Origin of the sequence: Psychrobacter jeotgali, from assembly GCF_904846315.1 — a bacterium.
In the GTDB taxonomy this organism is placed as follows: Bacteria; Pseudomonadota; Gammaproteobacteria; order Pseudomonadales; family Moraxellaceae; genus Psychrobacter; species Psychrobacter jeotgali.
The window spans coordinates 1-24,616 of sequence record NZ_CAJHAF010000001.1 but is presented as its reverse complement, the minus strand read 5'-3'; the positions used below and the strand labels follow the sequence as shown (position 1 = coordinate 24,616).

At 44.0% G+C, this 24,616-nt stretch carries 13 protein-coding genes, 4 tRNA genes and 3 rRNA genes; 8 read left to right on the top strand and 12 right to left on the bottom strand.

The window, feature by feature from the left end; translation table 11 throughout:
• Positions 1–17: 17 nt before the first annotated feature.
• The 6 genes from JMX18_RS00100 to JMX18_RS00075 all read left to right on the top strand — a co-directional run bounded on the left by JMX18_RS00100 (position 18) and on the right by JMX18_RS00075 (position 6,325).
• On the top strand, positions 18–704 hold the full coding sequence (locus JMX18_RS00100) for an LPS-assembly lipoprotein LptE (protein ID WP_201582522.1): 687 nt from the start codon (positions 18–20) through the stop codon (positions 702–704).
• A gap of 66 nt (positions 705–770) precedes the next feature.
• A complete protein-coding gene (holA, locus tag JMX18_RS00095; protein WP_201582520.1) occupies positions 771–1,820 on the top strand; it encodes a DNA polymerase III subunit delta in 1,050 nt (349 codons plus the stop codon).
• Positions 1,821–1,934: 114 nt separating this feature from the next.
• Positions 1,935–3,281: an efflux RND transporter periplasmic adaptor subunit gene (locus JMX18_RS00090; RefSeq protein WP_201582518.1), complete on the top strand. Its 1,347-nt coding sequence runs from the start codon at positions 1,935–1,937 to the stop codon at positions 3,279–3,281.
• A gap of 191 nt (positions 3,282–3,472) precedes the next feature.
• The gene (locus tag JMX18_RS00085) at positions 3,473–5,482 is read left to right on the top strand and encodes a MacB family efflux pump subunit (RefSeq protein ID WP_201582516.1); all 2,010 of its coding nucleotides are present in this window, start codon (positions 3,473–3,475) and stop codon (positions 5,480–5,482) included.
• Between the two features lie 464 nt (positions 5,483–5,946).
• Positions 5,947–6,022 (top strand) — tRNA-Lys (locus JMX18_RS00080).
• Between the two features lie 227 nt (positions 6,023–6,249).
• Positions 6,250–6,325, top strand: a tRNA-Lys gene (locus tag JMX18_RS00075).
• Positions 6,326–6,420: 95 nt separating this feature from the next.
• On the opposite strand, the gene JMX18_RS00070 is transcribed toward JMX18_RS00075, so the two are convergent.
• Together JMX18_RS00070 and JMX18_RS00065 are read right to left on the bottom strand one after the other, a co-directional pair.
• A complete protein-coding gene (locus JMX18_RS00070; RefSeq protein ID WP_201582514.1) occupies positions 6,421–7,188 on the bottom strand; it encodes an MBL fold metallo-hydrolase in 768 nt (255 codons plus the stop codon).
• 234 nt (positions 7,189–7,422) lie between these two features.
• Complete coding sequence (locus JMX18_RS00065) at positions 7,423–9,510, bottom strand: catalase (protein WP_201582512.1); 2,088 nt, start codon at positions 9,508–9,510, stop codon at positions 7,423–7,425.
• A 407-nt stretch (positions 9,511–9,917) separates the two neighbouring features.
• On the opposite strand from JMX18_RS00065, the gene JMX18_RS00060 reads away from it, so the two are divergent.
• Both JMX18_RS00060 and ppc read left to right on the top strand, forming a co-directional pair.
• Positions 9,918–10,712 (top strand): dienelactone hydrolase family protein, encoded by a 795-nt coding sequence (locus JMX18_RS00060; RefSeq protein ID WP_201582511.1) that lies wholly within the window; start codon positions 9,918–9,920, stop codon positions 10,710–10,712.
• A gap of 69 nt (positions 10,713–10,781) precedes the next feature.
• On the top strand, positions 10,782–13,550 hold the full coding sequence (gene ppc, locus JMX18_RS00055; protein WP_201582510.1) for a phosphoenolpyruvate carboxylase: 2,769 nt from the start codon (positions 10,782–10,784) through the stop codon (positions 13,548–13,550).
• A 41-nt stretch (positions 13,551–13,591) separates the two neighbouring features.
• Here the strand turns inward: ppc and JMX18_RS00050 are convergent, their stop codons facing one another.
• The 10 genes from JMX18_RS00050 to JMX18_RS00005 form a co-directional block, all read right to left on the bottom strand.
• Positions 13,592–14,236 carry a DUF938 domain-containing protein gene (locus tag JMX18_RS00050; protein ID WP_201582509.1) on the bottom strand — a complete coding sequence of 215 codons (645 nt, stop codon included), beginning with the start codon at positions 14,234–14,236 and terminating at the stop codon, positions 13,592–13,594.
• A 48-nt stretch (positions 14,237–14,284) separates the two neighbouring features.
• Positions 14,285–14,749 carry a flavodoxin family protein gene (locus JMX18_RS00045; RefSeq protein ID WP_201582508.1) on the bottom strand — a complete coding sequence of 155 codons (465 nt, stop codon included), beginning with the start codon at positions 14,747–14,749 and terminating at the stop codon, positions 14,285–14,287.
• Positions 14,750–14,779: 30 nt separating this feature from the next.
• On the bottom strand, positions 14,780–15,181 hold the full coding sequence (locus tag JMX18_RS00040; protein ID WP_201582507.1) for an OsmC family protein: 402 nt from the start codon (positions 15,179–15,181) through the stop codon (positions 14,780–14,782).
• Positions 15,182–15,198: 17 nt separating this feature from the next.
• Positions 15,199–15,879 (bottom strand): hypothetical protein, encoded by a 681-nt coding sequence (locus JMX18_RS00035; protein ID WP_201582506.1) that lies wholly within the window; start codon positions 15,877–15,879, stop codon positions 15,199–15,201.
• Positions 15,880–16,109: 230 nt separating this feature from the next.
• Positions 16,110–16,224, bottom strand: a 5S ribosomal RNA gene (gene rrf / locus JMX18_RS00030).
• A gap of 124 nt (positions 16,225–16,348) precedes the next feature.
• Positions 16,349–19,204 (bottom strand): 23S ribosomal RNA (locus JMX18_RS00025).
• A 307-nt stretch (positions 19,205–19,511) separates the two neighbouring features.
• Positions 19,512–19,587 (bottom strand) — tRNA-Ala (locus JMX18_RS00020).
• A gap of 134 nt (positions 19,588–19,721) precedes the next feature.
• Positions 19,722–19,798, bottom strand: a tRNA-Ile gene (locus tag JMX18_RS00015).
• Between the two features lie 158 nt (positions 19,799–19,956).
• Positions 19,957–21,495 (bottom strand): 16S ribosomal RNA (locus tag JMX18_RS00010).
• Together the 16S, 23S and 5S rRNA genes with 2 tRNA genes alongside form the textbook arrangement of a ribosomal RNA operon.
• Before the next feature lie 807 nt (positions 21,496–22,302).
• Positions 22,303–24,616 (bottom strand): Calx-beta domain-containing protein (locus tag JMX18_RS00005; RefSeq protein ID WP_227674504.1); only part of this gene is annotated, 2,314 nt, incomplete at its 5' end.

Sequence of the window (24,616 nt, the reverse complement as noted above, 5' to 3'; positions counted from 1 at the left end):
AAATAAGGATAGCGATTATGTGGTATAAGCAGCAAGTTGCACAGCAAAGTCCGATTAACAAAACCCAGCGTAGTCAGAAACTGGCCACGATGTTGCTGGCTGCTTTGCCTTTAATTACCGTATTAGGGGCGACGGCGACGCTAAGTGGCTGCGGTTTTCATTTACGCGGTTATGATGCGCCTTTACACTTTGATACTGCCAAGACAGCGGTAATTATAGAAGATAATCGTATCTCATTCCCGTTAAAGCTACCGCTAACTCGTCGTTTGCAAGCGATAGGCGTTGACGTTGTCGATGGCATGGCGCTGATTGAAAATGCTAATAGTGTTAATAATAGCGCCGAAGATATCGCTACTATTACGGTCACTAATGTGCGCTTTAAGCGCTATGAGCTGGTAGGGGTTTTGACCGAGATACGTTTGGTGCTATCAGCAGATGTCACTTATAGCACTGTCAAAAATGGTAAGCCGGCTACCTTAACTAATCCTATCCAAGTTGAGCGTAGCTACCAATATAACGAAGCTTCCGTTAGTACCGATGATCAGCAAGGCGGTCAAATTCGAGACTGGTTATACGATAGCTTAGCCAAACGTATTACCAATCAATACGTTGCGCTTGAGCTCCCAAAAGTTGCGCCGACCAATACCGATAACACCATTCTAGATTCAGTAAAGCTGCCTACTGTGACTACGCCCACTCCTTAATATCGACTATGATTTATTATAAAGTTATAGCAGATATCCATCATATAAGATGATCTATCAACGTCTATGCAAACGTCCTTTATACAAGCCTATCCAAAACTACTGCAGCCTAAGGTTGCAGTAGCGGGCTTGTGGCTGGCGCATGGTGATGAACCGTTATTACAACAGTGGTTGATTGATGCGCTACGCCCGCATTGGCGCACGCAAAATTATGCCATCAAACGTATTGAGCTGATATCAACTAAGAGTTGGCAAGAAGTGTTGTCTGAATTGGGCAGTCAGTCCTTATTTGACGATGCCAGCGCCTTGATTGTCACGGGTAATCATAAGCCGGATAAAGCCGTCATCGCTGAGCTTGAGCGTTTTGCAGTGGACGCACAGACTGGCGCGCACAGTCATAGTCTATTATGGCTAACACCCAAACAAGATAAGCGTGCCCAAAGTGGTAAATGGTTTGCGCCCTTTGCACAATATGGTCAGGTCATTGATTGCAATTTTTATGACGAACGCCAGCGCCAACAACTGCTACAAATTCAAGCGCAGCAATTTGGCTTAAAGCTATCGCAGGATGCTTGGCAGCTACTCATGTCACACACCGAGCATCATCTGCTCAGCGCCTATCAAACGCTTTGGCGACTGTCCTATTTATTTGCACCGCAGTTAGCGACCGATAGCGATAATAGCTTAGTTAGTAACCAGAACCTAGCATTAGATATTGGTGATCTACAGGCCGCTTTAGTCAGTGACGCCCAATTTAGCGTGTTTGATTTATCAGATGCGATGCTGGCGGGTAATAGCGCCCAAGTAGCAAAGATTATATTTCAGCTAAAAGCTACTGATGAACCCACCACTTTAGTACTATGGGCGATCAGTAAAGATATGCGGCTGGTTTTAGCCTTGATGGATGGTCAGGATCCGCAAGCACTTGGTATTTGGCGTAGTAAACAAGGTTTATATCAGCAAGCCTGTCGTCGCCAATCAACAGCTCAAACGACTAAGTGGCCTGAACTGCTCTATCGCTGCGATCAAGCGATCAAAGGACTTATTCGCCAGCCAGCATGGGAGCTGCTGTTGCTAGCCGCACTTGAATTATCTGGGCGACGCTTGTTTGCATAAACTATCTTGCTACATTATTACTCCTTAACCTTTCTTAAACTAACGCCCATTCCCTTTTACCCACAAACTCTCTATTATAACTACACTTGATATAACTGTGATTGGATTGTTGTCATGCGCAAAATAAGCAGAAAATCTGCTATCAAATGGGGTGTCATTGCCCTAGTCGTCGTGGTGCTCGCTGCCCTCGCCTACAACTTCTTCAAACCTACCGATGAGACTCCCAACTACATCACCGCCACTGCTGAGATTGGTGATATCGAAAATAACGTTATGGCTTCAGGTAAAGTCAAAGCGCTAAACACCGTCGATGTAGGGGCGCAGGTCTCGGGTGAAGTGACGCGGCTGTACGTAGAAGTGGGCGATGAGGTGCAAAAAGGTGATTTAATCGCCCAAATTGACCAAGTCACCCAAAAGAATAATCTAAGCAATCAGCAAGCTAGCCTTGAGCAAAGTCAGGCCGCTATCCAAAGCGCCGAAGCTGAACTATTAAGTCGCCAAGCCAGTTTGAAGAGCGCACAGGCCGATCTGGCTAGTCGCCAATCTGAGCTTAAACAAGCCCAAGCTGATTTTAATCGACTACAAGACTTGGTAGCTATAGATGCCATCTCCCAGCAAGAGTACGATACGCAGGCCACTCGTGTTGAGACCGCCAGAGCAGCGGTTGATAATGCCCGCGCCGCCATCGATACCGCCAAAGCCGCCATTGTCACTACTCGGGCCAATATTAATAGCCAACGTGCAGAATTACGTAAAGCGCAAACTAACGTTAGCACCGCCGAGGAAGACTTGAGCTACACCACTATCCGTGCACCGATGGCAGGTACAGTAGTCTCTATCACTACCGAACAAGGCACCACAGTAAACGCCAATCAAACCGCACCAACCATCGTTACTTTAGCGGACTTATCGACCGCACGTATCAATGCGCAAATCTCTGAGGCCGATGTAATCAATGTCGAAGCAGGGATGCCGGTTTATTTTAATATTATTGGGAATCCTGATCAAAAGTATGATGCTACCCTTAAAGCTATCGAGCCTGCTCCCGAGAATATCAGTGATACCAGCTCAACTGATTCGGCCATTTATTATATCGGCTATATTGAGGTGCCCAATACCGAGCGCCGCTTTCGTATCGATATGACCGCACAAGTTTATATTGTCGTCGATCAAGCTAAAAACGCCTTACTCATTCCTTCAGCGGCCTTACAACCTGCTACCAATGCTCGGCAAGGTAGCAAACAAACGGCTAATGCTACTAACGAGGAGCAAAACCGTACCAAAGCTATGGTAAGGGTATTAAACGATGCTGGACAGATCGTTGAGCAACCCGTAGAAGTTGGTATTAATAACCGTGTTAATGCGCAGATTTTAAGTGGTCTAAGCGCAGGCGATGAAGTTATCCTAGGTGAAGAGCAGTCAAATCAAGGACAAGGTGGTAGAGGTAGACGCCCGTTTTAACCGCTAACTTTTAAGTATAGTTGATACTAAATTAAATAGGTACACTAAACTATAGCGCCAGACTGGAACAAATTTCACTTGCGTGCTGTGTCTACGCTCACAGAGGCTGCGCAAAATTCGTCCCAGTCTAGCTGTATCTTTTTTATATTGACCTGACTATAAGCTTTTGATATTGATATAGGCACGAATTCATGGATAGCAATAACCCCATTTCTAATAACAGCGCAGACGTGCCCTTAATGCAAGTTAAGGGCTTGATTAAAGAGTTTAAGGCTGGTGAGCAGACCATTCGTGTGCTCCATGATATTGACCTAACCATCAATCAAGGCGAGATGGTAGCTATCATAGGACAATCAGGCTCTGGTAAGTCGACTTTGATGAATATCTTAGGGTGCCTGGATCAAGCTACAGCGGGTGAATATAAGATATTTGGGCAACCAGTAAATCGCCTTGATGCTGATGAGCTAGCAGAGCTACGCCGCGAGCATTTTGGCTTTATTTTTCAGCGTTACCATCTATTAGGCGATATCAATGCCCGCGATAACGTCGCCGTTCCTGCCGTCTATGCTGGTATGGATGGACAGGCACGTAGCGCCCGTGCAGAGCAATTATTAGCAGATTTAGGATTGGCAGATAAGGTTAACAACCGTCCCAATCAGCTATCAGGCGGTCAGCAACAACGAGTTTCTATTGCACGGGCGCTGATGAATGGTGGCGATGTTATCTTAGCTGATGAGCCAACTGGTGCACTCGATAGTAAGTCCGGCGAAGATGTGATGAAAATCTTGCACGATCTAAAGGCGCAAGGTCATACTATCATCATGGTCACTCACGACCCTAATCTAGCCCAGCAAGCCGAACGTGTGATTGAGCTCAAAGATGGTTATGTCATCGAAGACTACCGAACTGAGCATTATCCGAAAACCCAAGATCAGGAAAAGGTTCTACCAGAGCCTATTCTTGCTAAGCATCGTAAAGGCAAACTAAGCAGCTTCGTAGATCGCTTATTTGAAGCTTTTAAAATGTCGTTGCTCGCCATGCGTGCCCACAAAATGCGTACTTTACTGACTATGCTAGGTATCATTATAGGGATCGCCTCAGTAGTCTCGGTTGTAGGACTGGGTAAAGGCTCACAAGAGCAAATATTGGCTAATATCAGCTCGCTGGGTACTAATACCATCACCGTTATTGACGGCTATCCGTGGGGCGATCCTAGAAGGCGCTATAACGATGACAATCTAACCCCGCAAGATGCGCAGGCAGTCGCCGATCAGCCTTATGTGGTTAGCGTCAGTCCCCAACTCGATACCAATATGAATGTGCGTTATCGCAACGTTCAAGAAGCGGCAAGCATCAGCGGCGTGGGTAAAGATTATCTGACAGTGAGTGGTGAGACCCTAGCGCAAGGACAAGGCTTTGATGAACAAAGTATCTTACGCCGCACCCAAGATATCATTATCGATGACAATGCCAAGCAGACTTTTTTTGCTGACAATGCCAATCCTATCGGTGAAGTGGTGCTCATCGGTAGCGTGCCAGGCAGAGTTATTGGTGTCCTTGAGCCCAATGATGGCGGTTTCGGTGGGCAAGTGGATTCGCCTACCCTCTACATGCCCTACACTACCATGATGTCACGTTTAGTAGGTAGCCCAAATATCCAGCGTTTCGTCGCTTTAATTGATGATAGTATCTCATCGTCAGCCGCAGAGTCAGCCATCTCTACGCTTATAGAAGGTCGCCACGGTACCGATGACTTTCGTATTCGCAACTCAGATTCTATTCGGCAAACTATCGAATCTACAACGGGCACTATGACCTTGCTCATATCATCAATTGCGATTATTTCCTTGATTGTGGGCGGTATTGGAGTCATGAATATCATGCTGGTATCAGTCACCGAACGTACCAATGAGATTGGCGTACGCATGGCGGTCGGCGCTCGTCAAAATGATATCATGCAGCAATTCTTGATTGAGGCTATTTTAGTCTGTATCTTGGGCGGTCTGCTAGGAATTGGTCTGGCGTTCGCTATTGGCGAGCTTATCAATAATGTGGCCGGAGAGAGCTTTCAGGTCATCTATTCCTCAACATCGATTATTGCCGCTTTCGTTTGCTCAACACTTATCGGTGTGGTTTTTGGCTTTTTACCAGCACGTAATGCCGCTAAACTTGATCCTGTAGAAGCGCTTTCTAGAGATTAACTTTAGCTTGCCACTAATTACCACTACGAGAAAGGCTCTATAAGCCATTCTTGTATGGTGATATGAGATTTAAGTATTAATGGGTAAAACACTAATTTCAAAAAAATATTAAATTTTATGCAGGATTTGCACTTTTTTCTTCCTGCGGGGTTGTATTTATTTCAATACTATATATAATGTGCTCTCACGTTTAGGGATACAAATTATCTAAACCTGAATAGGAAAATTCTGTTTAAAGAATTTTTCTTTTTTAATAAACATCGTAAGGTGTTAAGTTTTACATAATTTCCCTTTAAGGAAATTATTCTTGCAAATAATTGCAACCCTTAGTTTGGATGCGTAGCTTTTAGAATTTACGAAAATGTAAATGAACACTTCCGAACTATTAGTTTTTACATAATTTCCCTTTAAGGAAATTATTCTTGCGAAGCTAAAAAAGCAGTGCTTTTTTTATACGCTTCTCAGGACCGATAGCTCAGTTGGTAGAGCAGTTGACTTTTAATCAATTGGTCCCGCGTTCGAGTCGCGGTCGGTCCACCATATTTAGTAAGATTGTTGTTAGGTGCTCTACCCTATTCGGTAGTGATTTAATAATAATAGTTTTAAAAACATCGTCAAGGTGTTAAGTTTCACATAATTTCCCTTTAAGGAAGTTATTCTAGTATTCAGTCAAGTAATCGTTTGGATACGAAGTTTTTAGAAAATCCCCTTTAAGGGATTTTCTCTTGCGAAGCTAAAAAAGCAGTGCTTTTTTTATACGCTTCTCAGGACCGATAGCTCAGTTGGTAGAGCAGTTGACTTTTAATCAATTGGTCCCGCGTTCGAGTCGCGGTCGGTCCACCATATTCCAAAATCCCAGCCATTATAACTAATGGCTGGGATTTTTTTATGGCTTCAATTTAAATTCTCCATATCGCTTTGTTCAAGGCTATTGTATTTTAATAATCCTTAACACTTTCTTTTCTACCCATCAGCTTATGCTTAATGGTATCTTTTACTGTACGTGGTCTTTTCGGCGCTTGCTTAATGAGCTGATCAAAAGTAGCGGCATCAATAGCCAATTCGTAGCCATGCGCCATCATTACCTTAGAGGGCTTTAAATCTTTGACTTTTTGTAAAGACTTTATATAAACCTTCGGATCGTAAATAGGGAACGGTGCCACAAATTTATGTCGCAGCTTGATAATTAAATCAGCAGTATAAACTTGCCGACTAGGCGTATGAAATAAGGATAAATCTCGATCTGTATGCCCGGGCGTCTCAAGCACCTGCCATTCCTCAAACCCTGGGATAGTATCGCCATCTTTAACTGTTTTATCGGGGTGCAAATGCGCTGGGTACCACAGATTCTTGGAAGGATTTCCTTTACGCCGTGCCACATAGTGCGCCAAACTGTTATCAATAAGGTGCATCAAACGACCACCTACTCCGCTATACCACTGCTTATTTTTATTAGCAGATATAATCTGGCAACCGACGAGCTTTTTAAATTTGACCGCTCCACCAGCATGATCGGGATGCATATGAGTTACCATCACCACTTTTAGATCACTAAGCGGCCGCTGGAGTGTATTGGTAATGTAATCTATGACTAGCTCCACATCAGGACGGCAACAACCGTCAAGCAGCATTAGCTTATCTGGATATACAGCGAGATAAATGCTTTGAATATAGCCTTCTAAATGTACAATTTCACTTAAACTCATAAACCTTCTCTGATTGATATAGTTAAGACATCTCAGCAGCACATTTGAGTGTTCAACAGACCCTAAATTATAACGTTGATAGCCTGCTAATAAATAACTTTGAGTGAACGCTTGTGACTATAAATAATTATAAATAGCAGTCTATATAAAAAAGACCCAGCACTTAGGCCGAGTCTTTTTTCAATAATCGTTTTACGTTAGCAGTATTAGCTTTTGCTAACTTTTTTATATTAATTAAGCCAAATCACGAACCTTAGGCTCACGCTCCCATAGACGCGACTTAGCATTTTCAACAAAGCTATCAAGCTCAGCCAGCGGCGTGACAAACTCATCTTTTTCAATCGGTAATTTACTCAAGATAAACTCATCGGTGGCGCCGCAATAAGCAATGGCTTTACAGTGAGCATAAGCATCGTTGAACCAATCCAGCGCCGCACTAGCCTCTGCCAATTTCTTAGCTTGGTCGGGCATAATAATACTAACTACCGCATCAAAAAGTACTGATGGACCACCAGCTAAACGCTCATCGGCTTGTACACGAGTACCATCATCAAGCTCTACTTCTTTGCTTGGTGCCACAATTTTAACCGTACCGCCTTGCTTGTTAATGGCGTCTTCAAACTTCTTGATCTCGCTATGTTTGGAGCCTTTAGCAATGAGCATACCGACCACGCGACCCTTCAGAGTCTTAGGTGAAATACCAATAGTTTGTACCGCTTTAGAGGTCGCCATATCTAATACTGGCGCAGCAGCTTCAGCGGGCTCTGGTAGCTCCATACCCAGTGCATTTGCTACCCGATTTGCCAACTCTTCATCAATGTTAAGCAGGTGACCTAACATCCGGGTACGTATGTATGGCGTGTCTACTTTACCCAGCTCAAACGCAAAGGCTGAAGCAATATGTGATTGCTCAGTTGCGCTCTGGCTACGATAGAACATGCGCGGCTGGCTATAATGATCGGCAAAGCCTTCTGCACGAATACGGCCTTTTACCCCATCATCTAGCTTTTCAGGGAAGGATTTAAAGCCTTTTTTATCACTCTCACTGGGTCTTGCTGGATCAAGACTTTGTGGGTCATAAAGCACGCGAGTCTTCGGTACTTGCATTTGCATGTGTCCATCTTGCTGATTGTTAGCAAACGGGCACTTTGGTGCGTTAATTGGAATTTGCACAAAGTTTGGTGAGCCCAAACGCTTAAGCTGGGTATCTAAATAGCTAAATAGACGACCTTGTAATAAGGGGTCATTACTAAAGTCGATACCTGGTGGGACATGCGACAGACAGAACGCCACTTGCTCAGTTTCGGCGAAGAAATTATCTGGGTTACGGTTCAATACCATTTTACCCACCGTTCTCACGGGTACCATTTCTTCTGGAATCAGTTTAGTAGCGTCTAGATGATCAAACGGAAACTCAGCCGCTTCCTCTTCGGTAAACAGCTGTACGCCAAACTCCCATTCTGGATAATCGCCGTTGTTAATCTTTTCAAATAAATCACGACGGTTATAGTCAGGATCAGCGCCCGATATCTTGACCGCCTCATCCCAAGTGAGTGACTGCACGCCCAATACCGGCTTCCAGTGGAAACGTACAAAGGTGCTTTTGCCCTCAGCGTTAATCAGACGGAAAGTATGAATACCAAAGCCTTCCATCATGCCAAAGCTACGTGGTAAAGCACGGTCACTCATCAGCCAAATCAGGTTATGCATAGTCTCCGGAGCTAAGGAAACAAAATCCCACAAGGTATCATGAGCAGAAGCCGCTTGTGGAAAACCGCGATCAGGTTCAGGTTTGACCGCATGGACAAAGTCTGGAAACTTCATGGCATCTTGAATAAAGAAAATCGGCATGTTATTACCAACGATGTCCCAGTTGCCTTCTTCGGTATAAATCTTGACGGCAAAACCACGTACATCACGTGGGGTATCTTTCGAGCCTTTGTTACCAGCGACGGTTGAGAAACGAGTGAATAGTGGGGTTTGCTTGCCAGTTTCAGTCAAAATCTTGGCGGTGGTGTATTCTTCTAACGACTCGGTTAACTCAAAATAACCATGGGCAGCACTACCACGAGCATGAACCACCCGCTCTGGAATACGCTCATGGTCGAAATGAGTAATTTTTTCACGTAATACAAAATCTTCTAATAACGTTGGCCCACGTTCACTAGACTTTAAAGAGTTTTGGTTATCGGAGATAGCAACGCCTTGTTGAGTTGTTAAAACTTTACCTTCATCGCTTGCACGTTGATGAGTTTCACCGCCGTGTCCACGCTCAGTTTTAACATCTTTTGCAGGGTCAGTATGGTCAATTTTATCTTTCATAGCATATCCTATGTTATTGTTTTATAGTGGTTTAATTAAACTTATTATTTGAGTTTGTGCACGGCTATTTAGCTTTTAGCACATCCTAATTAATGGTAAACAAATAAAACTTTAACGTTGTAGAGGTTTAGTTAACGTTTGCATTCATTTTGCTAAGCTCATATCAACTTTTTATTTTACTTATATTTATTTGGCTTCTTTTATTTTTAATAATCAAATCTTGTAATGTAGCTATTATTTAATATATGATTTTATTAGCTCGCTAAATTAGTAATCAAGACCACTAACCCTAATGTTAACGAAGACCATCAATAAATAGACCCGACAAATGGCTAACAGCAACGAGGACTCTAGCTCATTATCAATTGCCGACAGCAGTCATTTTTTAACAAATTATAAGGATATTTATGTTACCTACTAGTGCTCAAGCCCCAAAAAACGTCTATCGCTCATTTTTATTAGCAGCCTCATTAGCAATAATGACATTGACCGCCAGCCAAACCGCTTCTGCAATCACTACTACAGACATCATTTATACCGTCGATAATAAGCCCTACCAAGGCTACTATGCCAAAGCAGATCGCCCTAATGCGCCTTTTATATTGCTGATTCATGATTGGGATGGCTTGACCGATTATGAACGTCAGCGTGCGGATATGTTAGCTAAAGAAGGTTACAACGTACTAGCGGCTGATATGTTTGGCGCTGGTGTGCGTCCTACTGCACTAAAGGACAAAAAGCGCCTTACGGGTGAGCTCTATGAAGACCGTAACAAGATGCGCCGGCTGCTGGCAGAGGCGTTAAATACCGCACAAGCGCAAGGTAACAATGTCCACGAAGGGGTAACGATGGGTTACTGTTTCGGTGGTAGCGTGGCGTTAGAGCTGGCACGCTCAGGATTTGAGCAAAAAGCTTTTGTACCCTTTCATGGTGGACTCGAGCTTCCCTCCTTCCAGAACTACGATAATACTAAAGGAGAGATATTAGTCTTCCATGGTAGCGCCGATGAAGCGGTGCCATTCGAGGACTTTACCGCTCTTGGTAAAACTCTAGAAGCCAGTCAAGTCCCCCATGAGATGATTACTTATAGCGGTGCCGTGCACGCTTTTACCGACTTTAATAATCCTGATAGATACGATGCCCGCGCCGATGAGCGCTCTTGGAAACGTTTCTTAGGTTTTTTGGCAGATGAGTATAAATAAGATTTAACACTCGCTTTAATTTTCGCTTTCACTCTATAGGTAGAGCAACTAACGGTAGGGATACCAGCTATGTTATTAAACAACGATGTACTACGTACACGTGTTAGGTTATTAGGGTCATTTTTAGGGAAGGCGATTTCTCGGCAGTCTGGAGAAGAGACGGTACGCACCATCGAAAAATTACGTAAAGGCTTTATTCAAGAGCGCCGCCAGCACAGCGAAGAGCATAAACAACAACTCATTGATCTTATCGCTTCTTTAGATAATCAAACTCTAAAAAACGTCATCCGTGCGTTTTCTATCTATTTTTTCTTAGCTAACTTAACCGAAGAAAACTACCTCCGTGAGCAGCGCCGCACTAGGCGTGAACAATCTAACCAAAGCTGGGAAGGCTCATTTCGTCATACTTTATTAGAGTGTCGTGAGCGCAATATCGAACCTGCCCAAATACAAGAGCTCATTGATCAATTGAAATTTATTCCCGTCTTTACCGCTCATCCTACTGAAGCGCGTAGACGCACAACAATGAATATACTGCAAACCCTTTACGAGCATACGGAGGCTATGAGCGCCTATCCTGAAGGCAGCCAAGCTTTTGATAAGGCTCAACAAAAAACCGCTGAAACTATTGATTTATTATGGTCTTCAGACGAGGTACGTACGCGTAAGCCTTTGGTTTATGATGAGATAAATAATGGTTTGCACTATTTTGATGCTAGTCTTTTTACCGCTATTCCTAAGGTTTATCGTAATATCAAAGACGCTATTATCGAGGTTTATCCCGAATTAACCGATTATCCCTTACCTGCCTTTGTCAACTTTGGCTCTTGGATTGGCGGCGATAGAGATGGTAATCCATTCGTAACCTTTGAGACCACAGAAATGGCGGTACTGATGCATGCCAACACCGTGCTGCGTCACTATCAAGTATTGCTAAAAAAATTACGGCGCGAGCTGGTGCACAGCGATAGCATTGTTGATATCGCCGCAGATGTCTATGCTCGCATAGCTGATTATAGCGAGCTTGATAAAAAGGTATTTTCTTACAACCTCGATGATTATAATAACGAGCCTTATCGTAGATTGCTCTCAGTAATCATTGCCAAAATCAAAGCGACCAATCGCCATATTCAAAGCCAAGGCACGGATCCTAAAGCGGCAAAAGATGCCTATACATCGCCGCATGAGTTGCTAGATGATTTGCGCCTTATTCGTAAGAGCGTCAACACTCATGATAACGCTCACGCCGAGGGGTTGCTGCTCGATACCATTCGCTTAGTAAAAACTTGCGGCTTTCATTTAGCGTCTCTCGATATTCGTCAAGATTCAGGCTATCACGGTGAGGTCATTGCCGATATTTTTGCCCATGCTCCCAACTTGCCTGATTATAACGCGCTCAATGAGATAGAGCGACAACAGTGGCTGACTCGCTTATTAGAAAAGCCTGGCGTACCACTCATTTATGCTGATAATCTAGGTGACAAAACCCGTGAGCAGCTAGCCTTGATGCAATCCGTGGCTAAATTACGTCAACTAGTAGGCGTGGATACTTTTGGTAGTTACGTCATCTCTATGACCAATAATGCCAGTCAGCTGTTAGAAGTATTATTGCTAATGCGCTTTGCAGGCTTATCTGGAGTTAATGACGAGGGACATTTATTTGCAGCGCTGCCGGTTGCGCCGCTGTTTGAAACCATCGAAGATCTTAAAAACATTGATAAGATTATGCCAACGGTTTTAGATAATCCGTTATACCGCAACCTGCTCGAGCAATCAGGAAATATGCAAGAGATTATGCTTGGCTATTCAGATTCTTCCAAAGATGGCGGCATAATCACTTCCGCGTGGCAGTTGTATAGTGCGCAGCAAACTATCACTAATATTGCCAATAAATATGGTATAAAAACCCGCCTATTCCATGGACGTGGCGGCTCAGTAAGCCGTGGTGGCGGCTCGACCCATCAGGCTATTGCCGCGCAGCCTGCCGGTACGTTAAATGGACAAATTAAGTTTACCGAACAAGGTGAAGTGCTGTACGCTAAGTATGCCAATCCAGACACGGCGGTGTTTGAATTGACGATGGGAATCACGGGTGCGCTAAAAGCCAGCTCTTCTAGGTTCGTTGAACAACCAAAACAGTTAGAAGAATACGAAGCGCTGTTTGCGCGCTTGGCGGATGCGGGCGAACAGCAGTATCGCGCCCTAACGGATAACACCGAGGGCTTTTATCAATTTTATTCTGAAGCCACGCCTGTACAAGAGATCTCCTTACTTAATATTGGCTCACGTCCCGCTCACCGCAAAAAAGGCTTACCAAGTAAATCTACGATTCGAGCGATACCTTGGGTATTTGGCTGGTCGTTAGCACGCTTCACTCTACCCGCTTGGTATGGTGTGGGCAGTGCTTTAAAAAGCGTCAAATCAGATGAGACATTAATGCAGGAGATGAATGAAAACTGGCCATTTTTCAGCGCTTTTATTAGCAATATTGAAATGGCGTTTACGAAATCTGAGATGGATATCGCCCGTGCTTACAGTCAGCTATGTGAGGATGAAAGTTTACGTGAGCAAATAATGCAAGCGGTGATTGAAGAACACCAGCTTACCCACTCTGGTCTTAACTCGTTACTGAGTCAAGAGTCGCTGTTATCTGGTCAGCAAGAATTGGCAGCCTCGCTTGAGTGGCGTAATGCTTATTTGGATCCAATTAACTATATTCAAATTGAGTTGTTAAAGCGCATGCGCCAAAAAAGCACAGCAGATGATAAACTTGATGTAGCGGATCCATTAATTCGCAGTATCAATGCCTTAGCAGCAGGGCTACGCAATACAGGCTAAGGTTTTAGCTTAAAATAACCGCTTACCAAACAAGGTAGCGGTTATTTTTTAAAGACCAATATCTGATTGTTTGCTGGCATCTGATATTCATTCTCTAAAGTTAACTGATGCTGCTTTGCCAAGGCAACAATATCTTCTTTATGGCGAATCCCGCTATTGGGATCGCGCTGTCTTAACGATATATCAAAACTTTGATTGCTGGCGCTAGTGTATAAACCATTTTCATTAAATGGTCCGTAGACAATCAGCTTACCACCTAAAGGTAATGCTTCCCCGACCAACTCAAACAAACGCTCAACCAAAGACCAAGCGATAATATGCAAAGTATTTGCGGTAAATACGGCATCATAAGGGTTATTGTCTTTCGAGATGGGTATGGCGTCTTTCATTAAATCGAGCGCTAACGGCGCATGCAAATTCGGCGCAGGATAACTATTATGCCAAGCTTGAATGACCTGATGATTATTAATAACATCGCTGGTTTGCCACTGTAAATGCGGCAATCTTGGGGCAAAATAAACGCTGTGCTGGCCGGTGCCTGAACCTATTTCTAATACATGAGTATAATCTTGCAATTCTTTTTGTAGCACGTTTAAGATAGGCTGTTTATTATTCTCACAGGCTTGTGAAAATGGTAGTCTATCCGCACTACTAATGTCAGTATTACCCAGATTGTCTTTATTCATAACTGCCTTGCTCTCTTAGATATAAATTATCTATCCAAAGCTGATATATTAATAAATACCTGCCTCAACTCCTGCTGCAAGCGTCATCGCCAGCTCTTCTACTTGCTCGGTAAACTCATCTTGCCATTTGCCTTGTAAAATAAGGGTGTCTTGAATCTGATTCCAGCGCAAACCCGTAATGATGGTTTTCATAGCAAGTTTAGTTCCCGTACCATCATGACCAGCACGGATATATAACGCAAATGGCATACCTTGCTTATGCTCTAGCACCGGATAATAACAGCGATCAAAGAAATCCTTGGTCAAACCTGCCATATAAGCTAAATTCTCAGTCGTACCTAAAAGCAAAGCATCAGCTGCCAGCACGTCTTCAGGCTGCGTGTCTTGTGGTGATTTTAGAATAACATTGACATCTAGGTCAGGATGATTAGCGCCTTTGAGTGCCGCTTGCGCTAATTTTTCGGTATTCGGTGATGGCGCATGAGCGACGATAAGTAGGGTTTTGGAGGCCATATTAGTCACCATTATAAGGTATATTAGTTCTTAGGAATAAATAGTCACCTTTTGCATGATATCAGGATGAATACTTTTAGCAACCGGACAAGTCAGCGCAGTGTTATAGAATATCTTTTGTGTTCTCTCATCTAGTTTAGATTGAAAAGTAATAACGACATGTACCTCGCTAACCCTTCTTGGGTCAGCTGCCATGATTTTGGTCACCTCAGCGCTAGTGCCTGCAATATCAAGCTCCATATCACGAGCTTTGATACCGATAATGGTTAGCATACAACTGGCTAAGCTGGTCGCTAATAGATCAGTTGGTGAAAAAGCTTCGCCTTTGCCCTGATTGTCAGTCGGCGCATCAGTAATGATTTCATTATTTGATTGCAAGTGAACGGCAGTGGTACGTAGATCGCCTTGGTAGGTTATTTTTGAAGTGGTCATATTTTATCCTTTAATTATTATAATTGTATTTCAATTGGACGAAACTCATTATCAACTGCCTTCTTTAACTTTTCAATTTCTTCGCCAGTATAAGAAATATCTAAACTCAAAGTATTTAAACTCTCACCTATTCTTTCCTTAAAGATAGAACTAATCATTATCTCATTGAAGTCGTCTATCAGTTTTTCAAATATATCATATGCTTGTTTTTGAAATAAAAAAATATACTCATCTATCATGTCTCCTTTTGCCTCATGGCCTGTAAATGGGTCAAGCATTTTAGGCATATAGACAATATTCCATGGTGCAGTAAAAGCAAAAACATTCTTAGTACGACCAAAAATATGTGAAATTTGGTAATTTCTAATTAATTCAAATTTCGAACTTTGAGTTTTAGAGTATCTAGTTAAAGACCTAATTATCTTAGCTGGCTCTGCATTGTTCGTAGGATCTTTTTCAACGTTATAATTACTAAATAACTTCTTATAAAATTCTTGGAATAAATGAGTGCCATTTGCATCACGACCAAATCCACGAATAAACACTGTCTCGTTATTATAGATACGTCTTTTTAAAAGATTCCATTCAACCTCGGCTTTATTGTAAGGAGAGTGAATAGTTTCACTCAGACCAAATTCAAAAAACTCTTTTTTAGTTATATATCCTTTATCAAAAAACCTTATATAAGCATCTCTCATAATTTACTCCTTTAATATTTTTTCTTAGAAACTCTCCTCTTTCTTAGATGCAGGGTAGCTATCTTACAGTAATATAGCAATAAAATTACGTCATATATTTTTCTCATCCATAAATCTTATATCTGTTTGAGATATTGAAAGATACCTTCTCAAAAGAATGAGTAATTAGTTATTTTAAACAAAAAAAGCCCCCTTAACAATTAAGTTAAGGGGCTTTTTAGGGTATAGAGAGCTGACGATGACCTACTCTCACATGGCCGGAGCCACACTACCATCGGCGCTACGATGTTTCACTGCTGAGTTCGGGAAGGGATCAGGTGGTGCCATCGTGCTATTGTCGTCAGCAAAGGGGGTTAGATATGAGTCTGTTGTTTGTTTTACTTAATTGACTAAGTATCACTTATCCTAACTGAATCAAGGATAAAGGTGATATCGATATAATGCTTGATACAAACCACTTGGGTGTTGTATGGTCAAGCCAAACGAGCAATTAGTACAGGTTAGCTACACGCATCGCTGCGCTTCCACACCCTGCCTATCAACGTCCTAGTCTTGAACGGCTCTTTAGGGAAATCTTATCTTGAGGTGGGCTTCCCGCTTAGATGCTTTCAGCGGTTATCCCATCCGAACGTAGCTACCGGGCAATGCCATTGGCATGACAACCCGAACACCAGTGGTTCGTCCACTCTGGTCCTCTCGTACTAGGAGCAGCTCCTCTCAAATTTCCAACGCCCACGGTAGATAGGGACCGAACTGTCTCACGACGTTCTAAACCCAGCTCGCGTACCTCTTTAAATGGCGAACAGCCATACCCTTAGGACCTGCTTCAGCCCTAGGATGAGATGAGCCGACATCGAGGTGCCAAACACCGCCGTCGATATGAACTCTTGGGCGGTATCAGCCTGTTATCCCCAGAGTACCTTTTATCCGTTGAGCGATGGCCCTTCCATACAGAACCACCGGATCACTAAGACCTACTTTCGTACCTGCTCGACTTGTGGGTCTCGCAGTTAAGCGCGCTTTTGCCTTTATACTCTTTGAACGATTTCCGACCGTTCTGAGCGCACCTTCGTACTCCTCCGTTACTCTTTAGGAGGAGACCGCCCCAGTCAAACTACCCACCATACATTGTCCTCGGTATTGTAATACCTGAGTTAGAACCCCAACATGACCAGGGTGGTATTTCAAGATTGGCTCCACCAAGACTAGCGTCTCGGCTTCAAAGCCTCCCACCTATCCTGCACAAGTCAGGTCAAAGTTCAATGTAAAGCTGTAGTAAAGGTTCACGGGGTCTTTCCGTCTAGCCGCGGGTACACAGCATCTTCACTGCGATTTCGATTTCACTGAGTCTCTGCTGGAGACAGCGCTGCCATCATTATGTCATTCGTGCAGGTCGGAACTTACCCGACAAGGAATTTCGCTACCTTAGGACCGTTATAGTTACGGCCGCCGTTTACTGGGGCTTCGATCAAGACCTTCGCTTACGCTAAGCCCATCAATTAACCTTCCAGCACCGGGCAGACATCACACCCTATACGTCCACTTTCGTGTTTGCAGAGTGCTGTGTTTTTAATAAACAGTTGCAGCAGCCTGGTATCTGCGACTGCCAACAGCTCAAGGAGCAAGTCCTATCACCATCAACAGCGTACCTTCTCCCGAAGTTACGGTACCATTTTGCCTAGTTCCTTCAGCAGAGTTCTCTCAAGCGCCTTGGTATTCTCTACCTGATCACCTGTGTCGGTTTAGGGTACGATTCGTTTATGACTATTGCTTAGAAGCTTTTCCTGGAAGCATGGTATTTGCCACTTCACCGTACAAGTACGGCTTGCTATCAGATCTCGGTATTAACAGCCCGGATTTACCTAAGCCGTCTACCTACATCCTTCCACCTGGACAACCATCGCCAGGCTGGCATAACCTTCTCCGTCCCTCCATCGCATCATAAACAAGTATCGGAATATTAACCGATTTCCCATCGACTACGCCTTTCGGCCTCGCCTTAGGGGTCGACTCACCCAGCCCCGATTAACGTTGGACTGGAACCCTTGATCTTCCGGCGTGCGAGCTTTTCACTCGCATTATCGTTACTCACGTCAGCATTCGCTCTTGTGATACCTCCAGCATGCTTTACAACACACCTTCACAGGCTTACACAACGCTCCCCTACCACTTGAAAACAAATTCAAATCCGCAGCTTCGGCTCCTAGTTTGAGCCCCGTTACATCTTCCGCGCGGGCCGACTCGACTAGTGAGCTATTACGCTTTCTTTAAAGGATGGCTGCTTCTAAGCCAACCTCCTAGCTGTCTATGCCTTCCCACCTCGTTTCCCACTTAACTAGGAATTTGGGGCCTTAGCTGGCGGTCTGGGTTGTTTCCCTCTCCACAATGGACGTTAGCACCCACTGTGTGTCTCCCGGATATCACTCATCGGTATTCGGAGTTTGCATCGGTTTGGTAAGTCGGTATGACCCCCTAGCCGAAACAGTGCTCTACCCCCAATGGTGTTCGTCCGAGGCGCTACCTAAATAGCTTTCGGGGAGAACCAGCTATCACCGAGTTTGATTAGCCTTTCACCCCTATCCACAAGTCATCCCCTGGCTTTTCAACGACAGTGGGTTCGGTCCTCCGGTGCCTGTTACGGCACTTTCAACCTGCTCATGGATAGATCACTCGGTTTCGGGTCTATACCCTGCAACTAGACGCCCTATTAAGACTCGGTTTCCCTACGGCTCCCCTAACGGTTAACCTTGCTACAGAATATAAGTCGCTGACCCATTATACAAAAGGTACGCGGTCACCACGCAAGGTGGCTCCCACTGCTTGTACGCACACGGTTTCAGGTTCTATTTCACTCCCCTCACAGGGGTTCTTTTCGCCTTTCCCTCACGGTACTGGTTCACTATCGGTCAGTCAGGAGTATTTAGCCTTGGAGGATGGTCCCCCCATCTTCAAACAGGATTTCTCGTGCCCCGCTCTACTTAATATGTTAACTCTAGAATTTAAAATACAGGACTATCACCTACTATGGTCAGCTTTCCCACGCTGTTCTTCTATTCTAAAGTTAATCGGCTCCTCCCCGTTCGCTCGCCGCTACTAGGGGAATCTCAATTGATGTATTTTCCTGAGGGTACTGAGATGTTTCACTTCCCCTCGTTCGCTTCTTGTACAAGTACAAGATACCTAGCTTATGCTAAGTGGGTTTCCCCATTCAGAAATCTCCGGATCACAGGATATTGCCGCCTCCCCGAAGCTTATCGCAGGCTGTCACGTCTTTCATCGCCTCTGACTGCCAAGGCATCCACCATGTGCGCTTAATTACTTGACCATACAACCCCAAAGGGTCTTTGTCAGCAATTATAACGATATCACCTATGTTTACGCTTGATTCAGTTCTCTTTACTTTTTTAATAACTTACCCCTGGGATAACAACGGATGTCGTTAAGAGGTAAGTTATTAAGGTTAGGAGCGACGCGTGAACACGTCATTCCTAACCCAGACTCATATCTATGTTTTTAAATAGTTCCTAATCCTTCGTCAGGTATTAGGTTCTGTATAAAACAGAAGTAAATAATCTTCTTAAAATTGGATTACTTAATTCTGTATTATTATATTTAAAGCTTGCTGTTTATTATGGTGGAGCCAAACGGAGTCGAACCGTTGACCTCCTGCGTGCAAGGCAGGCGCTCTACCAACTGAGCTATGGCCCCTGAGCGAGGATACAATCAAAGCACTGCTTTGATCCGAGCGCAAGGAAAATTCTTTAAATAGAATTTTCAATAACTCTAGTCCTACTTAAGCTTGAAAGCCTTTTAAACTCTAAGCTTCATTTTACTCAGATGTATGGTGGGTCTGATAAGACTTGAACTTATGACCCCCGCGTTATCAACACGGTGCTCTAACCAGCTGAGCTACAGACCCTGAGAGCCGTATAAACAGAGCACTGCTCTGTTAGGCTCGCAAGAGTAAATTCCTTAAAGGGAATTTACTGCTCTATGCCTACTACGACTAAGCTTTAATAAACTAGCTTAAACTAAAGAACAACTTGTTGTGAATTCTTGCTGACCGAATGCCGTCTATAAGGAGGTGATCCAGCCGCAGGTTCCCCTACGGCTACCTTGTTACGACTTCACCCCAGTTATCAACCACACCGTGGTGAACGCCTCCCTAAAAGGTTAGGCTATCCACTTCTGGTGCAATCAACTCCCATGGTGTGACGGGCGGTGTGTACAAGGCCCGGGAACGTATTCACCGCGGCATTCTGATCCGCGATTACTAGCGATTCCTACTTCATGGAGTCGAGTTGCAGACTCCAATCTGGACTACGATAGGCTTTGAGAGATTCGCATCACATCGCTGTGTAGCTGCCCTCTGTACCTACCATTGTAGCACGTGTGTAGCCCTGGTCGTAAGGGCCATGATGACTTGACGTCGTCCCCGCCTTCCTCCAGTTTGTCACTGGCAGTGTCCCTAGAGTTCCCGGCCAAACCGCTGGTAACTAAGGATAGGGGTTGCGCTCGTTGCGGGACTTAACCCAACATCTCACGACACGAGCTGACGACAGCCATGCAGCACCTGTATTCTAATTCCCGAAGGCACTCCCGCATCTCTGCAGGATTCTAGATATGTCAAGACCAGGTAAGGTTCTTCGCGTTGCATCGAATTAAACCACATGCTCCACCGCTTGTGCGGGCCCCCGTCAATTCATTTGAGTTTTAACCTTGCGGCCGTACTCCCCAGGCGGTCTACTTATTGCGTTAGCTGCGTCACTAAGTCCTCAAGGGACCCAACGACTAGTAGACATCGTTTACGGCGTGGACTACCAGGGTATCTAATCCTGTTTGCTACCCACGCTTTCGAACCTCAGTGTCAATATGATGCCAGAAGGCTGCCTTCGCCATCGGTATTCCTCCAGATCTCTACGCATTTCACCGCTACACCTGGAATTCTACCTTCCTCTCACCTATTCTAGCTCAACAGTATCAGATGCAGTTCCCAGGTTAAGCCCGGGGATTTCACATCTGACTTATCAAGCCACCTACGCTCGCTTTACGCCCAGTAATTCCGATTAACGCTTGCACCCTCTGTATTACCGCGGCTGCTGGCACAGAGTTAGCCGGTGCTTATTCTGCAGCTAATGTCATCGCATACGGGTATTAACCGTATGGTCTTCTTCACTGCTTAAAGTGCTTTACAACCAAAAGGCCTTCTTCACACACGCGGCATGGCTGGATCAGGGTTGCCCCCATTGTCCAATATTCCCCACTGCTGCCTCCCGTAGGAGTCCGGGCCGTGTCTCAGTCCCGGTGTGGCTGATCATCCTCTCAGACCAGCTACAGATCGTCGCCTTGGTAGGCCTTTACCCCACCAACTAGCTAATCCGACTTAGGCTCATCTAATAGCGAGAGCTGTAAACAGCCCCCTTTCTCCCGTAGGTCGTATGCGGTATTAATTCGAGTTTCCCCGAGCTATCCCCCACTACTAGGTAGATTCCTAAGTATTACTCACCCGTCCGCCGCTCGTCAGCATCTAGCAAGCTAGATCTGTTACCGCTCGACTTGCATGTGTTAAGCCTGCCGCCAGCGTTCAATCTGAGCCATGATCAAACTCTTCAGTTTAATCTTGCTTGAAGTCTTCACTATAAATAGTAAGATGACTTCTAATCTTGGCTCATCTAATCTGGCATGTCGCTCTAAATTATGTTCGTAATGAATTAACTTTGAGTTTTCTTGCTGATTAAATGATAATTTTTATAGTTAGAGTTCCTCCCGAAAAGAGAAGAAAACCAACTTTATTTTTAGCATTCTGTGTCAGCAAAAATCCACACAAGTTGTTCTTTAGTTTCGCTTTTAAATAGTGTCTTACTTCTGTCGTCCAGTAAGTAAGTAATACTGTATTCTGTTTGCTAAGATAGTCTTAATCCCTTGCGGGTTGTTCTATCTAGCGAGCCGACTATCATATCATAACGATTTGGTTTGTCAAGCTTTTTTATAATTTGTTTCAGTAAGTTAAGAAGTTGATTTGGCTAATAATGTTAGCCTGTATCTCGTCCTATCCCTTAATGAGGTGCGTATTATAGACGCTTTATTTATGAAGTCAAGAAGTATTTTAAGTTAGTTTGAAAGTTTTTATCTTAAAAGATTTGAACTCAAACTGTGGCTGGTTATCAATAGCTTCGCTATTTAATAATTAGTCAGTGGTAAAACCACTTTCCATACCGCCTTCCCTCTCGACTGGGTGGCATTATACGTGGTTTTAATTGGGCGTCAAGCGGTTATTGGGGTTTATTTCGAATTTATATAAGCTGTTCTGATTTGTTGCGTGTTTTCAAGGGGTTAGCATTCTTATGCTATTTCATTTAAACCTTTAAACTAAAAAACGCCTCTAACTAAGAGACGTTTATAGTTGAAGTTATAATTAGATCACTATAGAACTGTGATGTCTGTATCTATATACAGCTCGGTGTTGCTTGAATGGTTTTGATAAAGATCATAACCCATCTCATTAGAAGCTGGTGCCTTAGCAAAGTTCGCTAATACTACGGTATCGGCATCTCCTCCTGTGTCATTAGCACTGTCACCATTGATAAATAAAGTATTATTATCATCGGTAATATCGATAACATCCTGCAATGAGATATTTAGACTCTGTGAGTGTCCGTTGGTCATCTCTATAACCCCAATATTACTAGCAGTCGCTAAGTCAATCGAATCACTATCGAGATACAGGGTATGCACATCTTCAATAGTGTAGGCTTGAACACTTAATCCAGCGGCTATTGATGCATCCGATGCTTCTAACATATCGTCAGAGTCGGCCACTCTACTCATTGAGCTAGCAACTATATTACTATTACTAGTGGCAAGATAAGTGATATCTAGAGTTAAGGTAGTAGTATCTTCGTCACCATCACTATCGACAGCAGTATAAGATATGGTCTCTAGATAATCTGGCTGTACTTGCTGCGGGGCCTGATAACTATAATCAGCACTAACAAAGTCTACAGCGATTACACCACCAGCGGTAGTATTCACGGTAACGGTAGTCGTTGCTTGATCATAACTAAAGACAGAGCTGCTAACAGTTGTAGTAAGTTGATTATTCGACTTATCAAAGGTATAGAGTCCACCATCAATGTTGATTTTAGTAACATTAAACCTATTGCCATCTGCACCAAACTCTACAGCAGGCCCACCACTTGAGTTAATCAGGTTACCTGTGGTAGTACTAATATCTATACTATCTAAGATGCTCTGCTCTAAGGTTTGAGGGGTGACTGTTAGACCATCTGTATCTATACCTGTGCTACCGTCGAAAGCGATAGGGTCAAGCTCGGTATTTGATCCTAAAGTAACGATTGAAAACGCAGTCATATCTATTTTGTTAGTGGATAAGAAGTTGGTCCAAATGGCTTCTTCTGCTGGTTGAATACCTCTATCAGCGCTACCAGTGGTTGTACCACCTGTTAAGATACCAGGGCCTCCAGAACCAACCGTAGGCTCACCATCAGTAATAAAGATTGCTTTGTTTAAAGGCACATTATTAACTGGGTTGCCTTGACCATCTTGGCCGATGGTAGTAACGATTTTGCCAGGATCACCAAAGGCGGACATAGCTCCAGCCAACGCAGCGTCATAGTTAGTCTGTCCCCCTGCTGTCAGGCTATTAATCTGAACGAGAGCATCGGCAGCGGATACCCAGTTCGGTCCAATAATATCGTTACCGCCATCGAACGTCACTAGTCTTACCTTAACTTCACCATACTCATCATACTTATTAATAGCTTCTATCAAGGCTTGTTTTGCCAACGCCAATCTCGTTGTACTGTTGACACTACCATTCATACTTCCAGAAACATCAACCACTAATAGTAAGTTGGTATTCACCGGCTGTACTACGACATCAACATCGACATCGATAGCTACTGGCGCATCATCTTCAACTCTGAGATCAAATGATTGTGAATTTGAGATATTAGTGCCATCGCTAACGGTAGCTGTAAAGCTTAAGTCAAGATGATCCTCCCCTCTCATATCAGGATGGTCTATTGGCTGTAGTAAAGTTGCAGTATAGTTAGCTGAGTAATTACCATTACCGTTATCAGTAAAGGCATCAACGGTCATGGTGATAACTTCTACTAAATTGCCCTCAATAATCGCTGAGCCTATTAAGCCATTAGCAGAAGGTGTCCACGAGACCAGAGCGCCACTAGTAGTAATTCCAGCAGGTCCATTCAATATCACACTAAAATCGCTAGCAGACATCGAATCTGGGTCGAATACAGTAATAACACCCGTTTGTACTGTTACATTGGTAGTATCATCAAACCCTGCAAGCGCGTCATTATCAGCTAAGCCTCCTGGCAAACCTTCTTCAGAAACGGTAGTAGAGGTGATGCTATCGATCATCGGTGCCGTATCATTATCGACGATAGTTGTAATTACACTATTTTGCGTAGCATCAATACCAGCATTGCTTGGATTTGACAAGGTAATTGAGTAGTCTTCATTATTCTCCGCTACATTGTCATCGATGATGGCAACGGTGACCGTTTTGCTGATCTCGTTCGGTGCAAAAGTTACAGTTCCTGCGGTCGCTGCATAATCTAAGCCAGCATTGGCAGAGCCATCGGCTGTGGTGTAATCGACGGTAACCGTATCAACAGAAGGGTTAGTAAGCGTTATGTTGTAGGTCACTGTACCAGCGCTTTCATCCACAATAATTGGGCCTGTAATGCTC

Coding starts and splice junctions, on each gene's coding strand:
- JMX18_RS00100 (WP_201582522.1), top strand. CDS start 18: ATGTGGTATAAGCAGCAAGTTGCACAGCAAAGTCCGATTAACAAAACC.
- holA (WP_201582520.1), top strand. CDS start 771: ATGCAAACGTCCTTTATACAAGCCTATCCAAAACTACTGCAGCCTAAG.
- JMX18_RS00090 (WP_201582518.1), top strand. CDS start 1,935: ATGCGCAAAATAAGCAGAAAATCTGCTATCAAATGGGGTGTCATTGCC.
- JMX18_RS00085 (WP_201582516.1), top strand. CDS start 3,473: ATGGATAGCAATAACCCCATTTCTAATAACAGCGCAGACGTGCCCTTA.
- JMX18_RS00070 (WP_201582514.1), bottom strand. CDS start 7,188: ATGAGTTTAAGTGAAATTGTACATTTAGAAGGCTATATTCAAAGCATT.
- JMX18_RS00065 (WP_201582512.1), bottom strand. CDS start 9,510: ATGAAAGATAAAATTGACCATACTGACCCTGCAAAAGATGTTAAAACT.
- JMX18_RS00060 (WP_201582511.1), top strand. CDS start 9,918: ATGTTACCTACTAGTGCTCAAGCCCCAAAAAACGTCTATCGCTCATTT.
- ppc (WP_201582510.1), top strand. CDS start 10,782: ATGTTATTAAACAACGATGTACTACGTACACGTGTTAGGTTATTAGGG.
- JMX18_RS00050 (WP_201582509.1), bottom strand. CDS start 14,236: ATGAATAAAGACAATCTGGGTAATACTGACATTAGTAGTGCGGATAGA.
- JMX18_RS00045 (WP_201582508.1), bottom strand. CDS start 14,749: ATGGCCTCCAAAACCCTACTTATCGTCGCTCATGCGCCATCACCGAAT.
- JMX18_RS00040 (WP_201582507.1), bottom strand. CDS start 15,181: ATGACCACTTCAAAAATAACCTACCAAGGCGATCTACGTACCACTGCC.
- JMX18_RS00035 (WP_201582506.1), bottom strand. CDS start 15,879: ATGAGAGATGCTTATATAAGGTTTTTTGATAAAGGATATATAACTAAA.